The sequence below is a fragment of the Chlorogloeopsis sp. ULAP02 genome, assembly GCF_038404745.2.
Taxonomy (GTDB): domain Bacteria; phylum Cyanobacteriota; class Cyanobacteriia; order Cyanobacteriales; family Nostocaceae; genus Chlorogloeopsis.
In genome coordinates, this window is the sequence record NZ_JAYKTT020000075.1 from 23,431 (window position 1) to 39,674 (window position 16,244).

Below are 16,244 nucleotides of genomic sequence, written 5' to 3' on the forward strand. Positions count from 1 at the left end.
GTATTTACCTGTCTTTATCTTTTTTGATTTTTGTTAAATCAACCTAACAAATGAAGGCCTAATCGCGAAAAAACTGCTAGTTAATAGCTAGTAGCCTAAGCCCTTACATAACGAACGACTTCGATGAATACAGCTAATTTTCCTTGGCTGACCACAATTATTCTGTTACCCGTAGTAGCATCGCTGCTGATTCCGATCATCCCAGATAAAGACGGCAAAACAGTGCGCTGGTATGCCCTGATTGTTGGGTTGATCGATTTTGCCTTGATTGTTACTGCTTTTTATTTTGGGTATGACTTCTCCAATCCGAATTTGCAGTTATTTGAGAGTTATGCCTGGGTTCCACAGCTGGATTTGAATTGGTCAGTAGGGGCAGATGGTTTGTCAATGCCCCTAATTATTTTGACTGGATTCATTACCACATTGGCGGCTTTGGCGGCTTGGCCTGTGACGCTAAAACCCAAGCTATTTTACTTTTTGCTTTTGGCGATGTATGGCGGACAAATTGCTGTATTCGCCGTCCAGGATATGCTGTTGTTTTTCCTGGTATGGGAACTGGAATTGATTCCGGTTTACCTGCTGTTAGCAATTTGGGGAGGAAAAAAACGGCAATACGCAGCGACTAAGTTTATTTTGTACACTGCCGGCGGTTCCTTGTTTATTTTGGTAGCTGGCTTGGCGATGGCATTTTATGGTGATACGGTCACATTTGATATGCGATCGCTCGCTGCAAAAGACTATGCCTTAAACCTTCAACTCTGGCTGTATGGTGCTTTTTTGATTGCCTACGCTGTCAAGTTGCCTATCTTCCCACTCCATACCTGGCTACCAGATGCTCACGGTGAAGCCACAGCTCCCGTACATATGTTACTGGCTGGTATTCTTCTGAAAATGGGTGGTTACGCCTTAATTCGGATGAATGCTCAGATGCTTCCCGATGCTCACGCTTATTTTGCCCCTGTATTGGTGATATTGGGGGTAGTTAACATTATCTACGCAGCCCTCACATCCTTTGCGCAGCGCAATCTGAAGCGGAAGATTGCCTACTCTTCGATTTCCCACATGGGCTTTGTGACGATTGGTATTGCTTCCTTTACCGATTTGGGTTTGAATGGGGCAATGCTGCAAATGGTATCCCACGGTTTGATTGGAGCAAGTTTATTCTTTTTGGTAGGAGCAACTTACGATCGCACCCACACCCTGATGTTGGATGAGATGGGCGGTGTCGGCAAGAAAATGGGCAAGATTTTCGCTATGTGGACGACTTGTTCCTTAGCGTCTTTGGCATTACCCGGAATGAGTGGTTTTGTGGCAGAGTTGATGGTATTCGTAGGATTTGCTACTAGCGATGTCTATAACCCCACTTTCAAAGTTATTGTGGTGTTCTTGATGGCAGTTGGAGTAATTTTAACTCCGGTTTACCTGCTGTCAATGCTGCGGGAAATTTTCTACGGCGAAGAGAACAAAGAATTAGTTTCTCACCAGAAACTCATCGATGCCGAACCCCGCGAAATCTTTATCATCGCCTGCTTGTTAGTGCCAATTATTGGGATTGGTTTGTATCCCAAGATATTGACTCAGGTATACGATGCTTCGACAGTACAGCTAACTGAAAGATTGCGAGATGCTGTACCGTCATTAGCTCAACAAAAAGCGCCTGCGGTATCGCTAAATGCGCCTGCTATTGGTGAAGACATAAGGAAAAAGTAAAAGATAAAAGAAAAATAGATGACTTTTACTTTTCTTAATATTTCACAGGGTAGGTTTTTGCCTGCCCTTTTTTGTGTGCGATCGCTCCTCAATTTATTTCATGCTGATTGACGAGGATCGTCTACGGGTGGATGCCAACCAGCTTCTACTCAAAACCTACGAGCATCTTGAATTGCTCCCTCGTCATGCCTTTCATCATTCATATCTAGGCGATCGCACGTAGCACGACCTATGGAAGTAACTCCACAGATCTTCAAACTATCTACTGTCCAGATAAAATGCTTAGACCACAGCTGCTGACGGGGATTAAATAAAGGTACTATTTCCTGAGTTTGAGGGTCTGTTCCCTTTGTAAAGTTGTAGCGACGCTTGTTGCAGCGATGACAAGCCAAAGCTAAATTTTCAACATCATCAGAACCGCCTAAAGACTGAGGCTGGATGTGGTCAATAGTGAAACGATTTGGACTTAGGTATTCTGGGGAGTGGCAATACTCGCAGAGGAATCTGGCTCGTCGTCGTACAAGTTTTCGAGTTGAGTTGGACACCATTTAGCTTGGGCTGCAAGTTGGGCATTGATGAAAGTAAAAATTCGCGATAATTCAGAGATTCCATCCAGTTCAGCCCGCTCTTCTTTGGTGAGTATATCTTGTTTGTTCTTTACCAGAAGTTCTTCAAACCGAGACTGTAATTCATCTGTAAATTTGAAGATATGGACATCTCCAAGCTGGCTCATCCTGACTCCAGAGCGCATGAAGAATGAAGGTTGAACCATTTCTTGAGCAATCATGGTGTTCTTTTCATGCCTTTAGTATCACGATAATAGCAAATATCAGCAAAACTCATTAGAAATTGTTTGAGATACCTTCATCGAACTTTTAAAGATAAGCTGCAAAAAAATGGTTACTAATTTGTTCATCAGGGAACTCTATATATAAGACTAAGACTACTCAGCAGTAACAGAGAAAATCTGTAGTTAACAATTTTTAAGCAGTAAATAAATATCAGGAGTATTCATGATTCCACTAATTTTAGGAGCTATTGCCTTAGCTACTGGCGTTGTTGGTGCAGGAGCAGGAGCAGTAGGATTTTCCGATATGAATGAGGCAAAGGAAATTGGGAAACGCGCTCAAAAGCGACACGAGGATGCAGTCAGCGACTTAAAAGAATACTGGGAAGGCACTAACAACCTAGCAGAAGAGTATGGTCACTTCCAGCTTGATGTGATGATGTATACAATTGGACGCTTTGTTGACTTCATTGAGCGAAACATTGGTACAGCAAAACAAAGTGAAAAGGAGTTTTTAGAAGGACTAGAAGATATTTCAATTCAACAAATCAAGGAGTATAAAACTGCCGCACTACAAGCTGAACAATTCTTCAAAGGAGGCGTTAAGGCTATTGGAGCAGCAGCAGCAGGTTATGGTGGGGCAATGAGTCTTGCCACCTCTGTGGGAGTTGCTAGCACTGGAGCAGCTATATCAGGGCTTAGTGGTGCAGCCGCGTGGAACGCTACTCTCGCATGGTTGGGTGGTGGCGCATTAGTTGCTAATGGCGGTGGAATGGCGCTTAGTTCTCTTGTATTAGGTGGTATAACTGTTGGCCCAGCTTTACTTATTGGTGGCTTTGTACTTGCTGGTGAGGGTGAGAAAGCTTTGACAAAAGCACGGGAGTATGAAGCAGAAGTCAATACAGCAATTGCTAAGATGAACGCTGCTAAAGACTTTATGCAACAAGTAAGAAGACGAATTAACGAGTTAAGAAATCTGCTCGAATCCCTCAATGACTATGCTGTTTTGGGTCTCAACGAACTAGAATCACTGCCATCATTTGATAAAAACCGTGATGCCAGCAAGTTTCAACAAGTCGCACTTCTGGTGAAAGCTCTTGCAGAAATTATGAAAACTCCTGTTTTAGATGGTGAAGGACAGATAAATGCTGCTACTGCCACTATCCAAGCTAAATACCGCTCCTTGGGAGACAATTAAGCGTGTCTGTACAGAAAATAACTACTTTTGTAGTCGAAAAAATAAATCCTGCTGAATGCTTACAACAGATGGTTTCAGCCTACACCGATTACCTCAAGATAGCCGAACAAGAACAGACGAAGCGACGCGAAATAGAAGCTTGGGAGAAAGAAACAATCACCAGAATTAACGCCCAGCGAGAGTTGTTGATGGCGTACCTTGATCGCTCTTTTGATGAACGTGCAGAAAATTTTCGCGCTTTATTTGCTGTAGTTGATAGTGCGATCGCATCCGGTAATAATGAGCAACTCGCTCTTACTTTAAACTCAATTACAGAAATAGCGAAATCAAGCCCATTCAAAGAACTTGCTAATCTAGCATCTGTCCGCGCTGCATTGAACGATCCGAACCACGAATGGACTTTTTGATTTTGTAACAAGACACCCCAGAAGCTAGTAGAGAGGCGTACACCGCAGGGGTTCTTGTAGGGTAAATTCGCGTCTCTACATTTAACTAAAGGTAATTTTATAGTACAATTGTACCAACAAATATATTTACTTTTCAGCCTCTATCAACAGGCGATCGCTCATTACCTCAATCTCAAATTCCTGCTACTGAGTGATGGAGTAGTCATTATTACGGGAATCATTAGTATATGGTGACTCATTCTTGCTGATGAAGGGGTTTAAAGCTGAGTATCAAACAAATAAACAGATAGGAGCATAAATAGGGAATATGGAAATTAAATTGGGGTTTGGACAAATTCCAAAAAGTCAGTACATTTTTGTCAATCGAGAATCCGATTACTGTTGGTATATGCTCTCTGAAGATAAAAGACAAATACCAATTTATGATAAAGCTTTAACTGGGGTGATTACAGGAATAGAAGTTAACAAAAAAGTTGAAACTTCATTTGGAGAAGCTGAAAAAACGGATTTATCTATTTTGGCAGATAAACCTTATATTATCCGCTCAGGAAGTGATTCTTACTTTTCTAAAAGTTTGTTGCTGTCGTTGGATGCCCTTACTTTTGAACAATTGCGTAAACCAATTACTATCACTGTCAGTCCTGGCGAGAGAACTATAGTCTTTTGTGCAATTTACGATCCAGAAAATTATCGAGCTATAGATGTTAATTGGGACGGACACAAAGAGCTTAATTGGCAAGCTTTAGGGGAAAAAGTAAGTCTAAAAATCAATCATCTTCATCACTCAAGTCAAAAGCATACAGAAATTTCTGAGCGTTTAACAATAGCTCAACTGCGCGAGATAATGATGGTTAAAATTGACACATACTTAGCAGAATTAGGCTGGACGAAGGAGGAGGGGAAGCAGTATTTGCAGCAGAAGTATGGCAAGCGATCACGTCATCACCTTACAGAGACAGAACTACTTGATTTTATGATGGTAATTTTTGAAACTTTATATACTCAGGCGATCGCCTCTCCCAAAGCCAGCTAATTTGTAGTAGATTTACTTACTGGGCGCGGCAAAATTTGCGATTATTATCATGCTCTGGGTATTGCCAAGAATAAGCAAAATGACTTACTCCTCGTAGTCGTGGTGCAAATTGGCGAAGTGCTTGCATTTGCGTTTCTATGGATGGACGACCATTTACAGGTTTGCCCCAAGCACCCGCTATAGCTGGAATTACCTGAGTACTAAAATTTGCTGTATTTAATACCTGTTTCACTTGTGCGACAATACAACTAACATTACCGCAATTAGCATAAGACATTGGATGCCACTCCAATTTACTTGAAAATCTATCCCAAGGCTGCAAGCGAGAATCAAACCCTCGCCCAACATTTTGGTTAGCATCAGGAAAAAAGACTACTCCGGCAGGAATACCTAACTGTTGAGCTGGATAGGCTGCTAGGTTTACAAAATCCAGAATACCTTGCATAGCGTGAGCAACTGAAAGCTGCCACAACTCCATTTGTAATTGTGGTTGTCGTTGTTCTGGAGGTAGAATTGACTTTTGCTCTATCGGTGGGTTGCGTCCTTGCCATAAAGGTTCACCTTCTTGAGGATAGAGTTTATCAACTTCAGCAATGTCCCCAGCTGTGACGTATCCCTTACTCAAAAAGCGTCGGATAAATTCTTGTCCTTTATTATTCTGCGCTCTTTGAAATAAGGCTTGTTGGGTAGCTTCACTATAAAGCCACAAATCTGTAACTTTGGTGGCGATAGAATTACTTCCTGCCTGGCGAGGATAGCGTATGTAGTCAAATAGTATTCCGTCCGGACGTCGACGTATCACTTCTTGTACCATTTGATAATAGTCACGTTTTGCTTGCAAGTTGTAGGGGTCTATGAATACTTGCGAGTTATTATCTACAACATATAGGCTTGTTTGACCTTTACCATTGCGAGCGATCGCTCTTTCGCGATCGCGGCGTTGGGCATAGGTATAACCGAAATTTGTTGTAAACATCCAAGCATAGACTTTAAGTCCTCGTTCTCGCCCTTTTTGGATTGCTGTTAAAAGTAGATCGGTTTGTTCTGCTCCTGGAGTACGAACTACAGAAGGCCAAACTGTGGGGTTATTAGCTGCTGGCAGTAGAACTTGCCCGTCGTAAAAAGCTTCCAAGTAAACTTGGTTATAGCCCCTGTTCACAATTCGATCCATGATGTGTTCGACTTCTCCTGGGCGAACATCACAAGGATACAAACGCAACCAAACTGCTTGGACTTGAGGCCAATTTCGATTGCGACATTCTTGCAAAGTTTGTGCATGTTGTCGCAGCAGTTGCTGATATTTATTTTTAGCTTCTTGATTGTCTCTTAGTGCTGCTAAACGTAAGTTTTCTTTTTCTCGCGCTTCTGCTGTTGATAACTGGCAAAGTTGATTTACTTGTGCCTGTACAGGTTGAATTCTCAAGTATGGAATCAGCAAAGAACTACTGAGAATGGTAGCACTTAGACGTAGCCAAAAGAACATTGGTTTTGCAACATTCAAGGAACACTTGGACATACGTAAAACTAGAATTACAAATCAATATCAACTCCAACTCCTATGATTGAGACGGAGGTGCATAAAAATTTCAAATTGAGTGATAGGCAGCTTAAAACCTACTTTTACAAAGACTTCCAATCTCCTATTTCTGTTGCCGCTTTTTACTATTTATTTAATTTGTAGGAGAGGAATATAGAATATTTCTACGTATTAATTTTTAAATTATTTAACAGTAATAATACGTAAAAATATTTTCAAAAGAGTTATTGCATTATATTTAATAATGATAACTATAGGAAATATTAGTAAATAATCAATAGGTAAAAGTCCATAGCCTAAATCAAGGATGTTTGACTATGGACTTTTAGATTTGCATATCAAATAGTTAAGCGCCACGCATTAGTGCCGCCTCAACTTGCTTGAACTCCTGCTCTAACCTATCCTTGAGCTTCCGTGGAACAGGACGATTGGGATAGGAACTGTAATGTCCGGCAAGAGAGTTAAGGGCTGTTCGCATAGTTGTAAAGGAATTTAGTCCAGTAACAGAACTGTCCCTTTGATAGCGTGCTGCAAAAGTGTTAATTTTTTGACGCGCTTCTGCTTGTGCTGATGATTGTTCTGGTGAATTGTCTGGTAAATCTAGGGCGTGCCTCAAAGTACTAACTACACTTAGGGTATCTTGGCGATAATCACCGCTCAAACCATCCGGACTTCCGGAACAACCCATTAAGCCGATCGCTACAACTAAGACTAGGGCAAGCAGACGTGACCAATAGCGCTTCATAAGCATTATGTAAAACAATACGTAAATCAACGTCCATCCTATCTTGGATTGGTATCATGGGGATCATTCTGGAGGAGTTCCCCGCAACGCACAATCCTAAATTTTGTGAGAGAGGAGTTGAGGCAAAGCCTGTTTGGGCTTTAACTAAGCAGTTATTTGCTCTTGTTTAGATTGAAGTTGCAACCAAGCATATAATCTATTCAATGCATTGACATATGCCTGCGCTGACGCCACGATGATATCAGTGTTTGCAGCATGACCGGAAAATACTCTATCTTCGTGTTTTAAACGGATAGTTACTTCCCCGATCGCATCAATTCCAGCTGTGACTGACTGTACAGAAAACTCAATCAACTGGTTGGGTACATTAACAACACGGTTAATAGCTTTATATACAGCATCCACTGGCCCAGTACCAATAGCAGCATCCATTAATTCTTCGCCTTCTGGAGTGCACAAAGTCACAGTAGCAGTGGGCTTGGCATTGCTACCACAGGAAACTTGTACCAACTCTACCTTAAATAGATCGGGAGCTTGTTGGATTTCATCGTTAACAATTGCTTCTAAATCCCAATCTGTAATTTCTTTCTTTTTATCTGCTATTTCTTTGAACCTGACAAATGCTTGATTTAATTCAGTTTCTGTCAGTTCATAGCCCAATTCACGCAAGCGGGTGCGGAAGGCGTTTCTGCCGGAATGTTTGCCTAAAACAATTTGGTTTTCTGTCAAACCAATTAATCGGGCGTCCATAATTTCATAGGTGAGCTTGTTTTTTAGCACACCATCTTGATGAATTCCCGACTCGTGGGCAAAGGCATTAGCACCAACAATGGCTTTATTTGGTTGTACTAACATTCCTGTCAAATTGGAAACTAGACGGGAAGTTCTGTAAATTTGCTTGGTATCAATATTGGTTAAAGGCTCTTCCGAATCAACCGGGCGTCCTAAGAAGGGATTAAAATATTGACGCCGCACGTACAAAGCCATTACTAATTCTTCTAGTGCTGCATTTCCTGCGCGCTCACCAATGCCGTTGATAGTACATTCTAACTGTCTAGCACCATTTTTGACTGCTTCTAAGAAGTTAGCAACTGCCATACCTAAATCATTATGGCCGTGAACGGAAATAATTGCTTGATTGATATTAGGAACATTTTCTTTAATTCCTTTAATCAGTGTTCCAAATTCACTTGGAGTAGTGTAACCAACTGTATCAGGAATATTAACTGTTGTGGCTCCAGCAGAAATTGCTTGCTCTAAAACTTCATAGAGAAATTCTGGATCAGATCGCCCAGCATCTTCAGGAGAAAATTCCACATCATCGGTGAATTGTTTAGCATAAGCTACCATTTCTTGGGCGATCGCCAATACTTCTTGCCTGTTTTTTTTCAGCTTGTATTTGAGATGAATATCTGAAGTAGCAATAAAAGTGTGAATTCGTCCTTTTGCTGCTGGTTTGATAGCTTCAGCAGCAGCTTTAATATCTTCTTGGCGCGCTCTTGCTAAACTGCAAATTATTGGCCCATCTTCTGTTCCTACAGTTTGAGCAATCTTGTTAACTGCTTCAAAATCTCCTGGGCTGGCAAAGGCAAAACCTGCCTCAATTACATCTACACCTAAACGCGCTAATTGTTTGGCGATTGTTAACTTTTCATCAATATTTAAAGTCGCTCCTGGACATTGTTCGCCATCTCTAAGTGTGGTATCAAAAATGATTATATGTTCTGGTTTAGTTTTCATTTGCCGTTCTTTGTTTAGTTTTTATTTATCGCTTAAAATACTTAAACCTAACTTTTTACTTTTAAAAATCTAAATAACTACCAAGATTAGGATGCATCTGTTTTTTCTATTTGATCACGAATATCATTTAAATCTATATATCTATCCGTGGCATTACGCAATTCTCTTGCTATCATTCCCTCTGTTGATACTACTGTAATATGAGTATTTTTTGAACGTAATAGCTCTATAGCTCTTTCAAAATCTCCATCACCACTAAATAAAACAACTCGATCGTATTGATCTACTGTATTAAACATATCTACAACTATTTCAATATCTAAGTTAGCTTTTTGTGAGTAACGACCAGAAGCATCATCATAGTATTCTTTCAGAATTTTAGTTCTAACTGTATATCCAAGACTAATTAAAGCATCTCTAAAACCTCGCTGATCTTGTGGATCTTTTAAGCCAGTGTACCAAAATGCATTAATTAAGGTTGTTTCCGACTGTTCGTGTTTGAAGTATTCTAATACTCGTCGTGGATCAAAAAACCAACCATTTTTTTGTTGAGCATAGAACATATTATTTCCGTCTACAAAAATAGACAGACGATTCATCGAGGAACCCATAGAAATTTACACCTAATAGATAGATAAAGAAGAATTTAGAGTGAACAATAGATTATAGCAATTATAAAATAGTAAATTTGCCATTACCTATAAATTATGTTGTCATATATAGCTTTTATATAACCTCTTGTGAAAGTAGAAATCAGACTTAAACATTGGTGTTAACCTTTATTTGGTGCTTTACTTTTTCACACTTAGCGCGATTGGTTGCACCCTGTGATCAAAATTTACCAATAAAATTGACTGAGTAAAAGCTTTCAACACCTGTATACCAATCAAGTTTACTCCTAAAATGGTATGGAATAAGCTTCAAGGAAAATTTAAGGCTGGGAATATTCCTCTGGGGAGACAAAGTATTGTACAAGATGGATGTGAAGTTTATATGTATAACCTATAGGAAATTTACCCAAAGAAATTTTGGGGTGTACTGATTGGCTGGGGTAACAGCTTAATCTTGGTAGTAACATCTCGCTGAAACTCATCTGTCTTTGCAAAAATACTCTTAAAAGCTAAGTTAAGTAAGAAGTTAGATAATGGCTAAATGGCAGAATAGAGCTTTTAAAAGCTGAAATAACGCAATTTTGCTTAATAATAAAGGATAGTTTACAAATGTATAAGTTTTTCATTTAAGCCCTATTCAACTTTAGTTGCTCTAAAAGAGTGGGTAAATAAATAAAAGCATAGTACGTAAATCATTCAGGAATACGATATGGCAGAAGAACCTAAATATACATTAACCAAAAAAGATGTCTCTACTGCCAATCAATTTTCTAGTAAACCAACAAAAGCGACTTTGACAAAATCGCTACGTCACTCAAAGTTGATAGCACGTTTGGGCGATTTGCTGGCTGGCGCTTCAGTTATAGGAGCTACATTACTTTCAGCCTATAGCTTTGGCTGGGTGCAATTAATTGAAAACCAAGTCTATTGTGGTTTTTTTATCTTGCGGGGTTCCGTAGCACCTCCAGAGAATATTATAATTTTGGCAATTGATGAGCAGTCTATATCAGAGCCGGAATACCACTATCACAGAGATCCGCAAGCTCATGCATACTTAGAACCACTTAAAGCATTTCCTTTTCAACGTGCGGCATATGCTCAAGTAATTGAAAAATTGGTACAGGCAGGAGTGCGCCATGTGGCGGTGGATGTTGTGTTTGATTTACCAAGTAGCTACGGCGAAAAAGATGATCGCCAGTTGCAAAAAGTATTACAGCGTTATGGTAGTAAGGTTTCTTTAGCCGCACTATACGAAAATTTTGAAACGCATCAAGGCATCTTCTGGCAATTAACACAACCTCAGCAGTTATTTCGTACAGGTTCAGTGTCAATTGGCTCAGTTAATTTTCCCAAAGAGGTAGATAACAAAGTTCATCGATTAGCTAACGAATTTCCGAAATTACTAGCCGAAAAACAGGGTTGGATGCCAATAGATAATATGCCTTCTTTTGACGAAATTGTTTTGAGGGCATCCCAAATTAATTATCCTCAACCAAAAGGCGATCACATTTATTTTTATGGCAGTGCAGGGACATTTGAAACGATACCCTTTTGGCACGTATTTGATCCAGAAAACTGGAATACTTATTTACAACAGGGAAAGGTATTTAAAGACAAAATAGTACTGATTGGGGCAACAGCTCAGTTAACAAAGGATTACTATTCAGTGCCTGCTGCTTCTAGCTGGCTGTATCCAGAACAGATGTCGGGGGTAGAAATTCATGCCAACGCGATCGCTACTTTGATGGCAGGTAAAAGTATTGTCGAAGCAATTAAGAATCAATTTTGGCGTGGTGTGTTTGTACTATGTTTAGTCGCCGGATGTAGTGTCATAGTTGCCAAACGTAAGCGAGGTATAAGTAGATTTTTCTGTAGCACTGTTTTGGCAATGGGCTGGTTAGTAATTAGTTATGCATTTTTTGTTTCTAACCATATCATTTTTCCTACTGCTGTTCCAGTGTTAGCGATCGCAGCACTGGGAATCTCATATTTAGGAACAGAAATAGTTAGAGAAACTCTCAGAAAACAGCAATTACTGGCTATTTTCAACAAATATAAATCTTCTCCTGTTGTTCAAGAAATTATCAATCAAGACGATTTTCAAGACTTGCTTCAACAACTTGACATAGCACTATCAGGAAAAATTCTGGGCGGGCGCTACAAAATACTTAAAGTTCTTGGTGCAGGAGGATTTAGCGAAACATACATTGCCGAAGATACCCAACTTCCGGGTAATCCTCTGTGCGTTGTCAAACAGCTAAAACCAGTTAGCTCTAAATTGGAGCAGTTAAAAATTGCTAGACGATTATTTTATTTAGAAGCCCAAACACTGCAAAAATTGGGTATTCACAGTCAAATACCTCAACTTTTAGCTTGTTTTGAAGAGGAAGAAGAATTTTATTTAGTTCAAGAGTATATAGTTGGTCACGCTCTCAGTCAAGAACTACCCTCAGGTAAAAGAATTTCAGAAACGGATACGATCAAGATTTTACAAGACTTATTGCAAACATTGGCATTTGTCCATCAACATGGTGTCATTCACCGAGATATTAAACCAGGTAATATCATCCGGCGAGACTCAGACGGTAAGTTAGTACTGATTGATTTTGGAGCTGTCAAGGAAGTAGTCATACAACAGTTAGAAACTCAACAGCAAACAGCATTTACTATTGGTATTGGTACTAAAGGTTATGCACCAAGTGAGCAATGTTTTGGACGCCCACAATATAGTAGTGATATTTATGCTGTAGGGATGATTGCCATTAAAGCTTTGACTGGCATCTCGCCTCATGAATTAGAAACAGATGCAAATGGTGAATTGAAATGGAGTGATAAAGCACATATCAGCCATGCTTTGGCTGAAATTATTTCTAAAATGGTGTTGGAAGATTTTCAACAGCGCTATCAATCTGCATTAGAGGTACTTGAGGCAATAAACAAATTCATTTCTTCTGAAGATAGAGACTTTTTATTCAGAGACAAATCCTTACCAAGTACTCTGTTTTTAGAAGATTTCGACACTTCTACAACACTTTGGATAAAAGCGTCTGAAGATGATGACATTCAAAATTTAACCTTTTCTACATATTTATTACCTGAAATAGAAGAAAATCAAGAATAAATTTCGGCAGTTCTGATGAGCTATTCGGCATTAAGCTAACAAAGTGTTAAGCAGGAAGTTTTTGATTATTCTATCCTCCAGCGTTTGAGCCAGAAGTTTGCGATTCAGGAGTTTCCTGCTTGGGAGAATTATCTGTGGTTGAAGTTGATGGAGAAGTTTCTTGCTTGGGAGAATTATCTGTAGTTGAAGTTGATGGAGAAGTTTCTTGCTTGGGAGAATTATCTGTAGTTGAAGTTGATGGAGAAGTTTCTTGTTGAGGAGAATTATCTGTAGTTGAAGTTGATGGAGAAGTTTCTTGCTTGGGAGAATTATCTGTAGTTGAAGTTGATGGAGAAGTTTCTTGCTTGGGAGAATTATCTGTGGTTGAAGTTGATGGAGAAGTGTTTTGATTATTTGAGTTGGGAGTACCTGTAGTAGTATTTTGATTATTTGAGTTGGGAGTACCTGTAGTAGTATTTTGATTATTTGAGTTGGAAGTATCTGTAGTAGTATTTTGATTATTTGAGTTGGAAGTATCTGTAGTAGTATTTTGATTATTTGAGTTGGAAGTATCTGTAGTAGTGTTTTGAGTTTTGGAATTATCTGCCTCTGTATTTTGATTGTTAGAGTTATTGTTGGAATTATTAGTATTATTTGTTGTTTGTTTATTACTGTTAGTGGTATCACCACTATCTTTTTGCTCAGTGGTATTTGATGAATCTTTTTTTGTTTCTTGAGAGGTATTTGTAGAAGAATTTTCGTTGACTTTAGGGTTACCAGACGAATTTGAGGGACTAGTACTTAACTTGATAAAAGATGGGTTTTCCACTACTCCCTTACCGATAACTGGTATCTGAGAAGACACAGCAGCAGCAGTTTCAGCTTGAACTTTGGCGATTGCCGGATCTGGAGCAGGCGCAATACGTTGAGGCAAATCTAGTCCTTGAACTAAATAGCTAGTATCATAAAAATTCCTTAAATCAAATTCAAATAAACCTTGTAATCTACCTTTAACTATTACTGCCAATTGTCCCGCTTTCAACTCCTGCCTTTGAGTAGCATCTTTGTTGAAAACTTCTATACCGCTATTCGTTAATGCTGCTACTACTGTAGTGTCTTTTTTTTCGTCATAGCGCACAAACAATGCAGAACCTCGAATGGCTGCTGCTGCATTTGGTGTGTTCACACGTGTTACCCCTTTTTTTGGTGGGATGAGCAACAATACAGTGCCATTTGATAATCTAAAATTACGTGTCTTAGGTATAAACCGAAATATTGCTTGTTCCCCTACTCTTGCCAAAGAGCCATCATTGAATCGTAATTCTGCAAGGGAAAATCGCCCTGTATGCAAGCCATCCCCAGGATTCATAGCATCTAATTTACGTGCTGGGCGCTGGGATTGATTGTGAGGGATGAGCTGCACCCAGTTACGGAGGTTTAAAATCACAGCTCTAGTTAGTGGAGTAGAACCACTTGCCCGTTCTGACAAAGGTACGACTAAAATCCCCCAGAAACCAACTACCATTAATGGGAATAACTTGCGAAACATTTTTACAGCCTTGGATAAACTCACTGACACCAAACTCTTGCAAGACAGGTTTTAATGTAAAAGATTGAATCTGCTAATTGCTATGTCTACATTCTTGACACAATTTGTTCATGTTTAATTACAACTTCAAACTGATTAAACACACTCACGTTAGACGTCTAACTTGACGCTTAAGTATATTTAATTAATGCTACACACATGAAAAGTACTCAACTATGAAGATGATAAAATTTTATTTTGACAACATTTTGATTTTTCCAAATTAACATAAATTTAATCTGTGAATAAATAAAATTACTTGAGAACTTAATGATTAATAATTTGGAACTTCTGAAAAAGCTTATAAGTCTAAGCTGACTAAAACAAATTTAATATGCAATCCGAAGGCTGGAAAAACTTGTGGTCTCTAATATTGTTAATATCCAGTAGTACAAACTGGTGTTTTACCAATATTAGTCGGACATGGGCTGTAAATTCAAACTATGAGAGCATTCAAGATAAATTTGGAGTGACAAACCCTTCTGTAGATGTCGAGGTAACTCCTCTGCCATGCCAGCAGCAACAGCCAGAGGCTGTTTATGTCAAATCTCAGCGATCATGCTCGTTGCAGACTACCAGTAAGAACAGTAGTACCAATAATGAAGCTGCCTCTAAAAATGATGTACAAAATTTACGTTCTCAGACTCCACCTGCTCTGATACAGCCAAAACCACTAACCTCACAATCTACTCCTTTGCCAAAAGCTAATGTGGGCAATAATCAACAGACAAATGAACCACCACAGTTAGAAACACAGCCAACCGAGATTCCTCTGCCTTCTCCCACACAAATCGATGAAAAGCTAAAAACACCTGAGATAGTGGATAGTGAAGAGAGACTTCAAAGACTACTGCAAAGATTGCAAGAAAATAAGCAACCAGCTTCGGAATCTATCTTTGAAGAAGAACTAGGCAAACTAAGACTTAGAGAAGTGCCACTTCCTTTGGAACAACCGCAGCCTTTACCTATAGAACAACTTGCAGTTCCATTTAAGCCAATAGGTTATTTACAGGCTTATGTAAGTTACTTTCAGACAAGTAATATTTTTTCCTCCGCTGTAGATCCCATCGAAGATGCTCTGATTTTTTCTGGATTGACACTAGCTTCTATGCCGATACCCTTGGGAAGTAATACTTTCCTGAATGGATCGATTGACGGTGGTATCTATCGTTACTTAAATCAAGGAAAATACAACTACAACCAGGTAAGATTTAACCTCAGTATTTATCAGCAGCTGACAAGGCGAATGTACGGAGAATTTGGTTGGACTAATCAACAATTATTTTATGCCAGAGATGGAGATTTTTTTAAAGCAGGCGATCGCTTTTTAAACGAGAATTCGCTGCGTTTGTCTCTGGGGCGGCGAGATTCTTTAACATCAAGGTTGATGCTAGACAGCTTTTACGAATTTCGTGTTAGTTTTACCGATCCACAAGAACAACGTAACCGAATCAGTAATTTTTTGTGGGTTTCTTTAAACTACTATTTGCAAAGATATGTTCAGGTGGGGCTGAATTACCAGTTTGGCTTGTCAAACTTTAGCCAGCGCGACAGAGAGGATCAGTATCATCGTTTATATAGTCACTTGAATTATAGAATATCAGATCACACCAATATTAATTTGCAAACTGGAGTGACATTAGGTGGTTCTACTGACCCCTTTATTGATTTTGATGGCTGGTTTTTTAGTGTGAATTACAATTTGCAATTAGGACGGTTTTGAAATTAGTCCAGATTCCATAGTCAAAAGTCCAGAGTCCAGAGATTTTTACTAATGACAAATGACAA

Annotated in this window: 13 protein-coding genes; 6 read left to right on the plus strand and 7 right to left on the minus strand. The window is 39.3% G+C overall.

All coding sequences use genetic code 11. From position 1 onward, the window contains the following. The first annotated feature begins 123 nt into the window (after nt 1–123). A complete protein-coding gene (gene ndhD1, locus U2718_RS26360; protein ID WP_341997195.1) occupies nt 124–1,710 on the plus strand; it encodes a photosynthetic/respiratory NAD(P)H-quinone oxidoreductase subunit D1 in 1,587 nt (528 codons plus the stop codon). Between the two features lie 149 nt (nt 1,711–1,859). On the opposite strand, the gene U2718_RS26365 is transcribed toward ndhD1, so the two are convergent. Then, a complete protein-coding gene (locus tag U2718_RS26365; protein WP_341997193.1) occupies nt 1,860–2,258 on the minus strand; it encodes an HNH endonuclease signature motif containing protein in 399 nt (132 codons plus the stop codon). Further along, on the minus strand, nt 2,177–2,497 hold the full coding sequence (locus U2718_RS26370) for a hypothetical protein (RefSeq protein WP_341997191.1): 321 nt from the start codon (nt 2,495–2,497) through the stop codon (nt 2,177–2,179). Before U2718_RS26370 ends, U2718_RS26365 begins: the two co-directional genes overlap by 82 nt. A gap of 226 nt (nt 2,498–2,723) precedes the next feature. Here U2718_RS26370 and U2718_RS26375 point away from each other — a divergent pair, with 226 nt between their 5' ends. The 3 genes from U2718_RS26375 (at nt 2,724) to U2718_RS26385 (ending at nt 5,135) form a co-directional block, all read left to right on the plus strand. Beyond that, entirely contained in the window at nt 2,724–3,695 is a 972-nt protein-coding gene (locus U2718_RS26375; RefSeq protein ID WP_341997190.1) for a hypothetical protein, read from the plus strand. A 2-nt stretch (nt 3,696–3,697) separates the two neighbouring features. Further along, nucleotides 3,698–4,102 (plus strand): hypothetical protein, encoded by a 405-nt coding sequence (locus U2718_RS26380; RefSeq protein ID WP_341997188.1) that lies wholly within the window; start codon nt 3,698–3,700, stop codon nt 4,100–4,102. 307 nt (nt 4,103–4,409) lie between these two features. Next, nucleotides 4,410–5,135, plus strand: coding sequence for a hypothetical protein (locus tag U2718_RS26385; RefSeq protein ID WP_341997186.1), 726 nt, complete (start codon nt 4,410–4,412; stop codon nt 5,133–5,135). Nucleotides 5,136–5,151: 16 nt separating this feature from the next. Here U2718_RS26385 and U2718_RS26390 read toward each other — a convergent pair whose 3' ends face one another. The 4 genes from U2718_RS26390 to U2718_RS26405 form a co-directional block, all read right to left on the minus strand. After that, nucleotides 5,152–6,618, minus strand: a complete 1,467-nt coding sequence (locus tag U2718_RS26390) for a family 10 glycosylhydrolase (protein WP_341997185.1) — start codon at nt 6,616–6,618, stop codon at nt 5,152–5,154. 400 nt (nt 6,619–7,018) lie between these two features. Next, complete coding sequence (psb27, locus tag U2718_RS26395; protein WP_341997181.1) at nt 7,019–7,417, minus strand: photosystem II protein Psb27; 399 nt, start codon at nt 7,415–7,417, stop codon at nt 7,019–7,021. Nucleotides 7,418–7,561: 144 nt separating this feature from the next. Further along, nucleotides 7,562–9,157, minus strand: coding sequence for a 2-isopropylmalate synthase (locus U2718_RS26400; protein ID WP_341997178.1), 1,596 nt, complete (start codon nt 9,155–9,157; stop codon nt 7,562–7,564). 86 nt (nt 9,158–9,243) lie between these two features. Next, nucleotides 9,244–9,768 carry an NYN domain-containing protein gene (locus U2718_RS26405; RefSeq protein ID WP_341997176.1) on the minus strand — a complete coding sequence of 175 codons (525 nt, stop codon included), beginning with the start codon at nt 9,766–9,768 and terminating at the stop codon, nt 9,244–9,246. 709 nt (nt 9,769–10,477) lie between these two features. On the opposite strand from U2718_RS26405, the gene U2718_RS26410 reads away from it, so the two are divergent. Next, nucleotides 10,478–12,889 carry a serine/threonine-protein kinase gene (locus tag U2718_RS26410; RefSeq protein ID WP_341997174.1) on the plus strand — a complete coding sequence of 804 codons (2,412 nt, stop codon included), beginning with the start codon at nt 10,478–10,480 and terminating at the stop codon, nt 12,887–12,889. Nucleotides 12,890–12,959: 70 nt separating this feature from the next. Here the strand turns inward: U2718_RS26410 and U2718_RS26415 are convergent, their stop codons facing one another. Then, nucleotides 12,960–14,417 carry a hypothetical protein gene (locus U2718_RS26415; RefSeq protein WP_411813371.1) on the minus strand — a complete coding sequence of 486 codons (1,458 nt, stop codon included), beginning with the start codon at nt 14,415–14,417 and terminating at the stop codon, nt 12,960–12,962. 373 nt (nt 14,418–14,790) lie between these two features. On the opposite strand from U2718_RS26415, the gene U2718_RS26420 reads away from it, so the two are divergent. After that, nucleotides 14,791–16,179, plus strand: a complete 1,389-nt coding sequence (locus U2718_RS26420) for a hypothetical protein (RefSeq protein WP_341997169.1) — start codon at nt 14,791–14,793, stop codon at nt 16,177–16,179. The last annotated feature ends 65 nt before the right edge of the window (nt 16,180–16,244 follow it).

Coding starts and splice junctions, on each gene's coding strand:
- ndhD1 (WP_341997195.1), top strand. CDS start 124: ATGAATACAGCTAATTTTCCTTGGCTGACCACAATTATTCTGTTACCC.
- U2718_RS26365 (WP_341997193.1), bottom strand. CDS start 2,258: ATGGTGTCCAACTCAACTCGAAAACTTGTACGACGACGAGCCAGATTC.
- U2718_RS26370 (WP_341997191.1), bottom strand. CDS start 2,497: ATGATTGCTCAAGAAATGGTTCAACCTTCATTCTTCATGCGCTCTGGA.
- U2718_RS26375 (WP_341997190.1), top strand. CDS start 2,724: ATGATTCCACTAATTTTAGGAGCTATTGCCTTAGCTACTGGCGTTGTT.
- U2718_RS26385 (WP_341997186.1), top strand. CDS start 4,410: ATGGAAATTAAATTGGGGTTTGGACAAATTCCAAAAAGTCAGTACATT.
- U2718_RS26390 (WP_341997185.1), bottom strand. CDS start 6,618: ATGTTCTTTTGGCTACGTCTAAGTGCTACCATTCTCAGTAGTTCTTTG.
- psb27 (WP_341997181.1), bottom strand. CDS start 7,417: ATGAAGCGCTATTGGTCACGTCTGCTTGCCCTAGTCTTAGTTGTAGCG.
- U2718_RS26400 (WP_341997178.1), bottom strand. CDS start 9,157: ATGAAAACTAAACCAGAACATATAATCATTTTTGATACCACACTTAGA.
- U2718_RS26405 (WP_341997176.1), bottom strand. CDS start 9,768: ATGGGTTCCTCGATGAATCGTCTGTCTATTTTTGTAGACGGAAATAAT.
- U2718_RS26410 (WP_341997174.1), top strand. CDS start 10,478: ATGGCAGAAGAACCTAAATATACATTAACCAAAAAAGATGTCTCTACT.
- U2718_RS26415 (WP_411813371.1), bottom strand. CDS start 14,417: ATGTTTCGCAAGTTATTCCCATTAATGGTAGTTGGTTTCTGGGGGATT.
- U2718_RS26420 (WP_341997169.1), top strand. CDS start 14,791: ATGCAATCCGAAGGCTGGAAAAACTTGTGGTCTCTAATATTGTTAATA.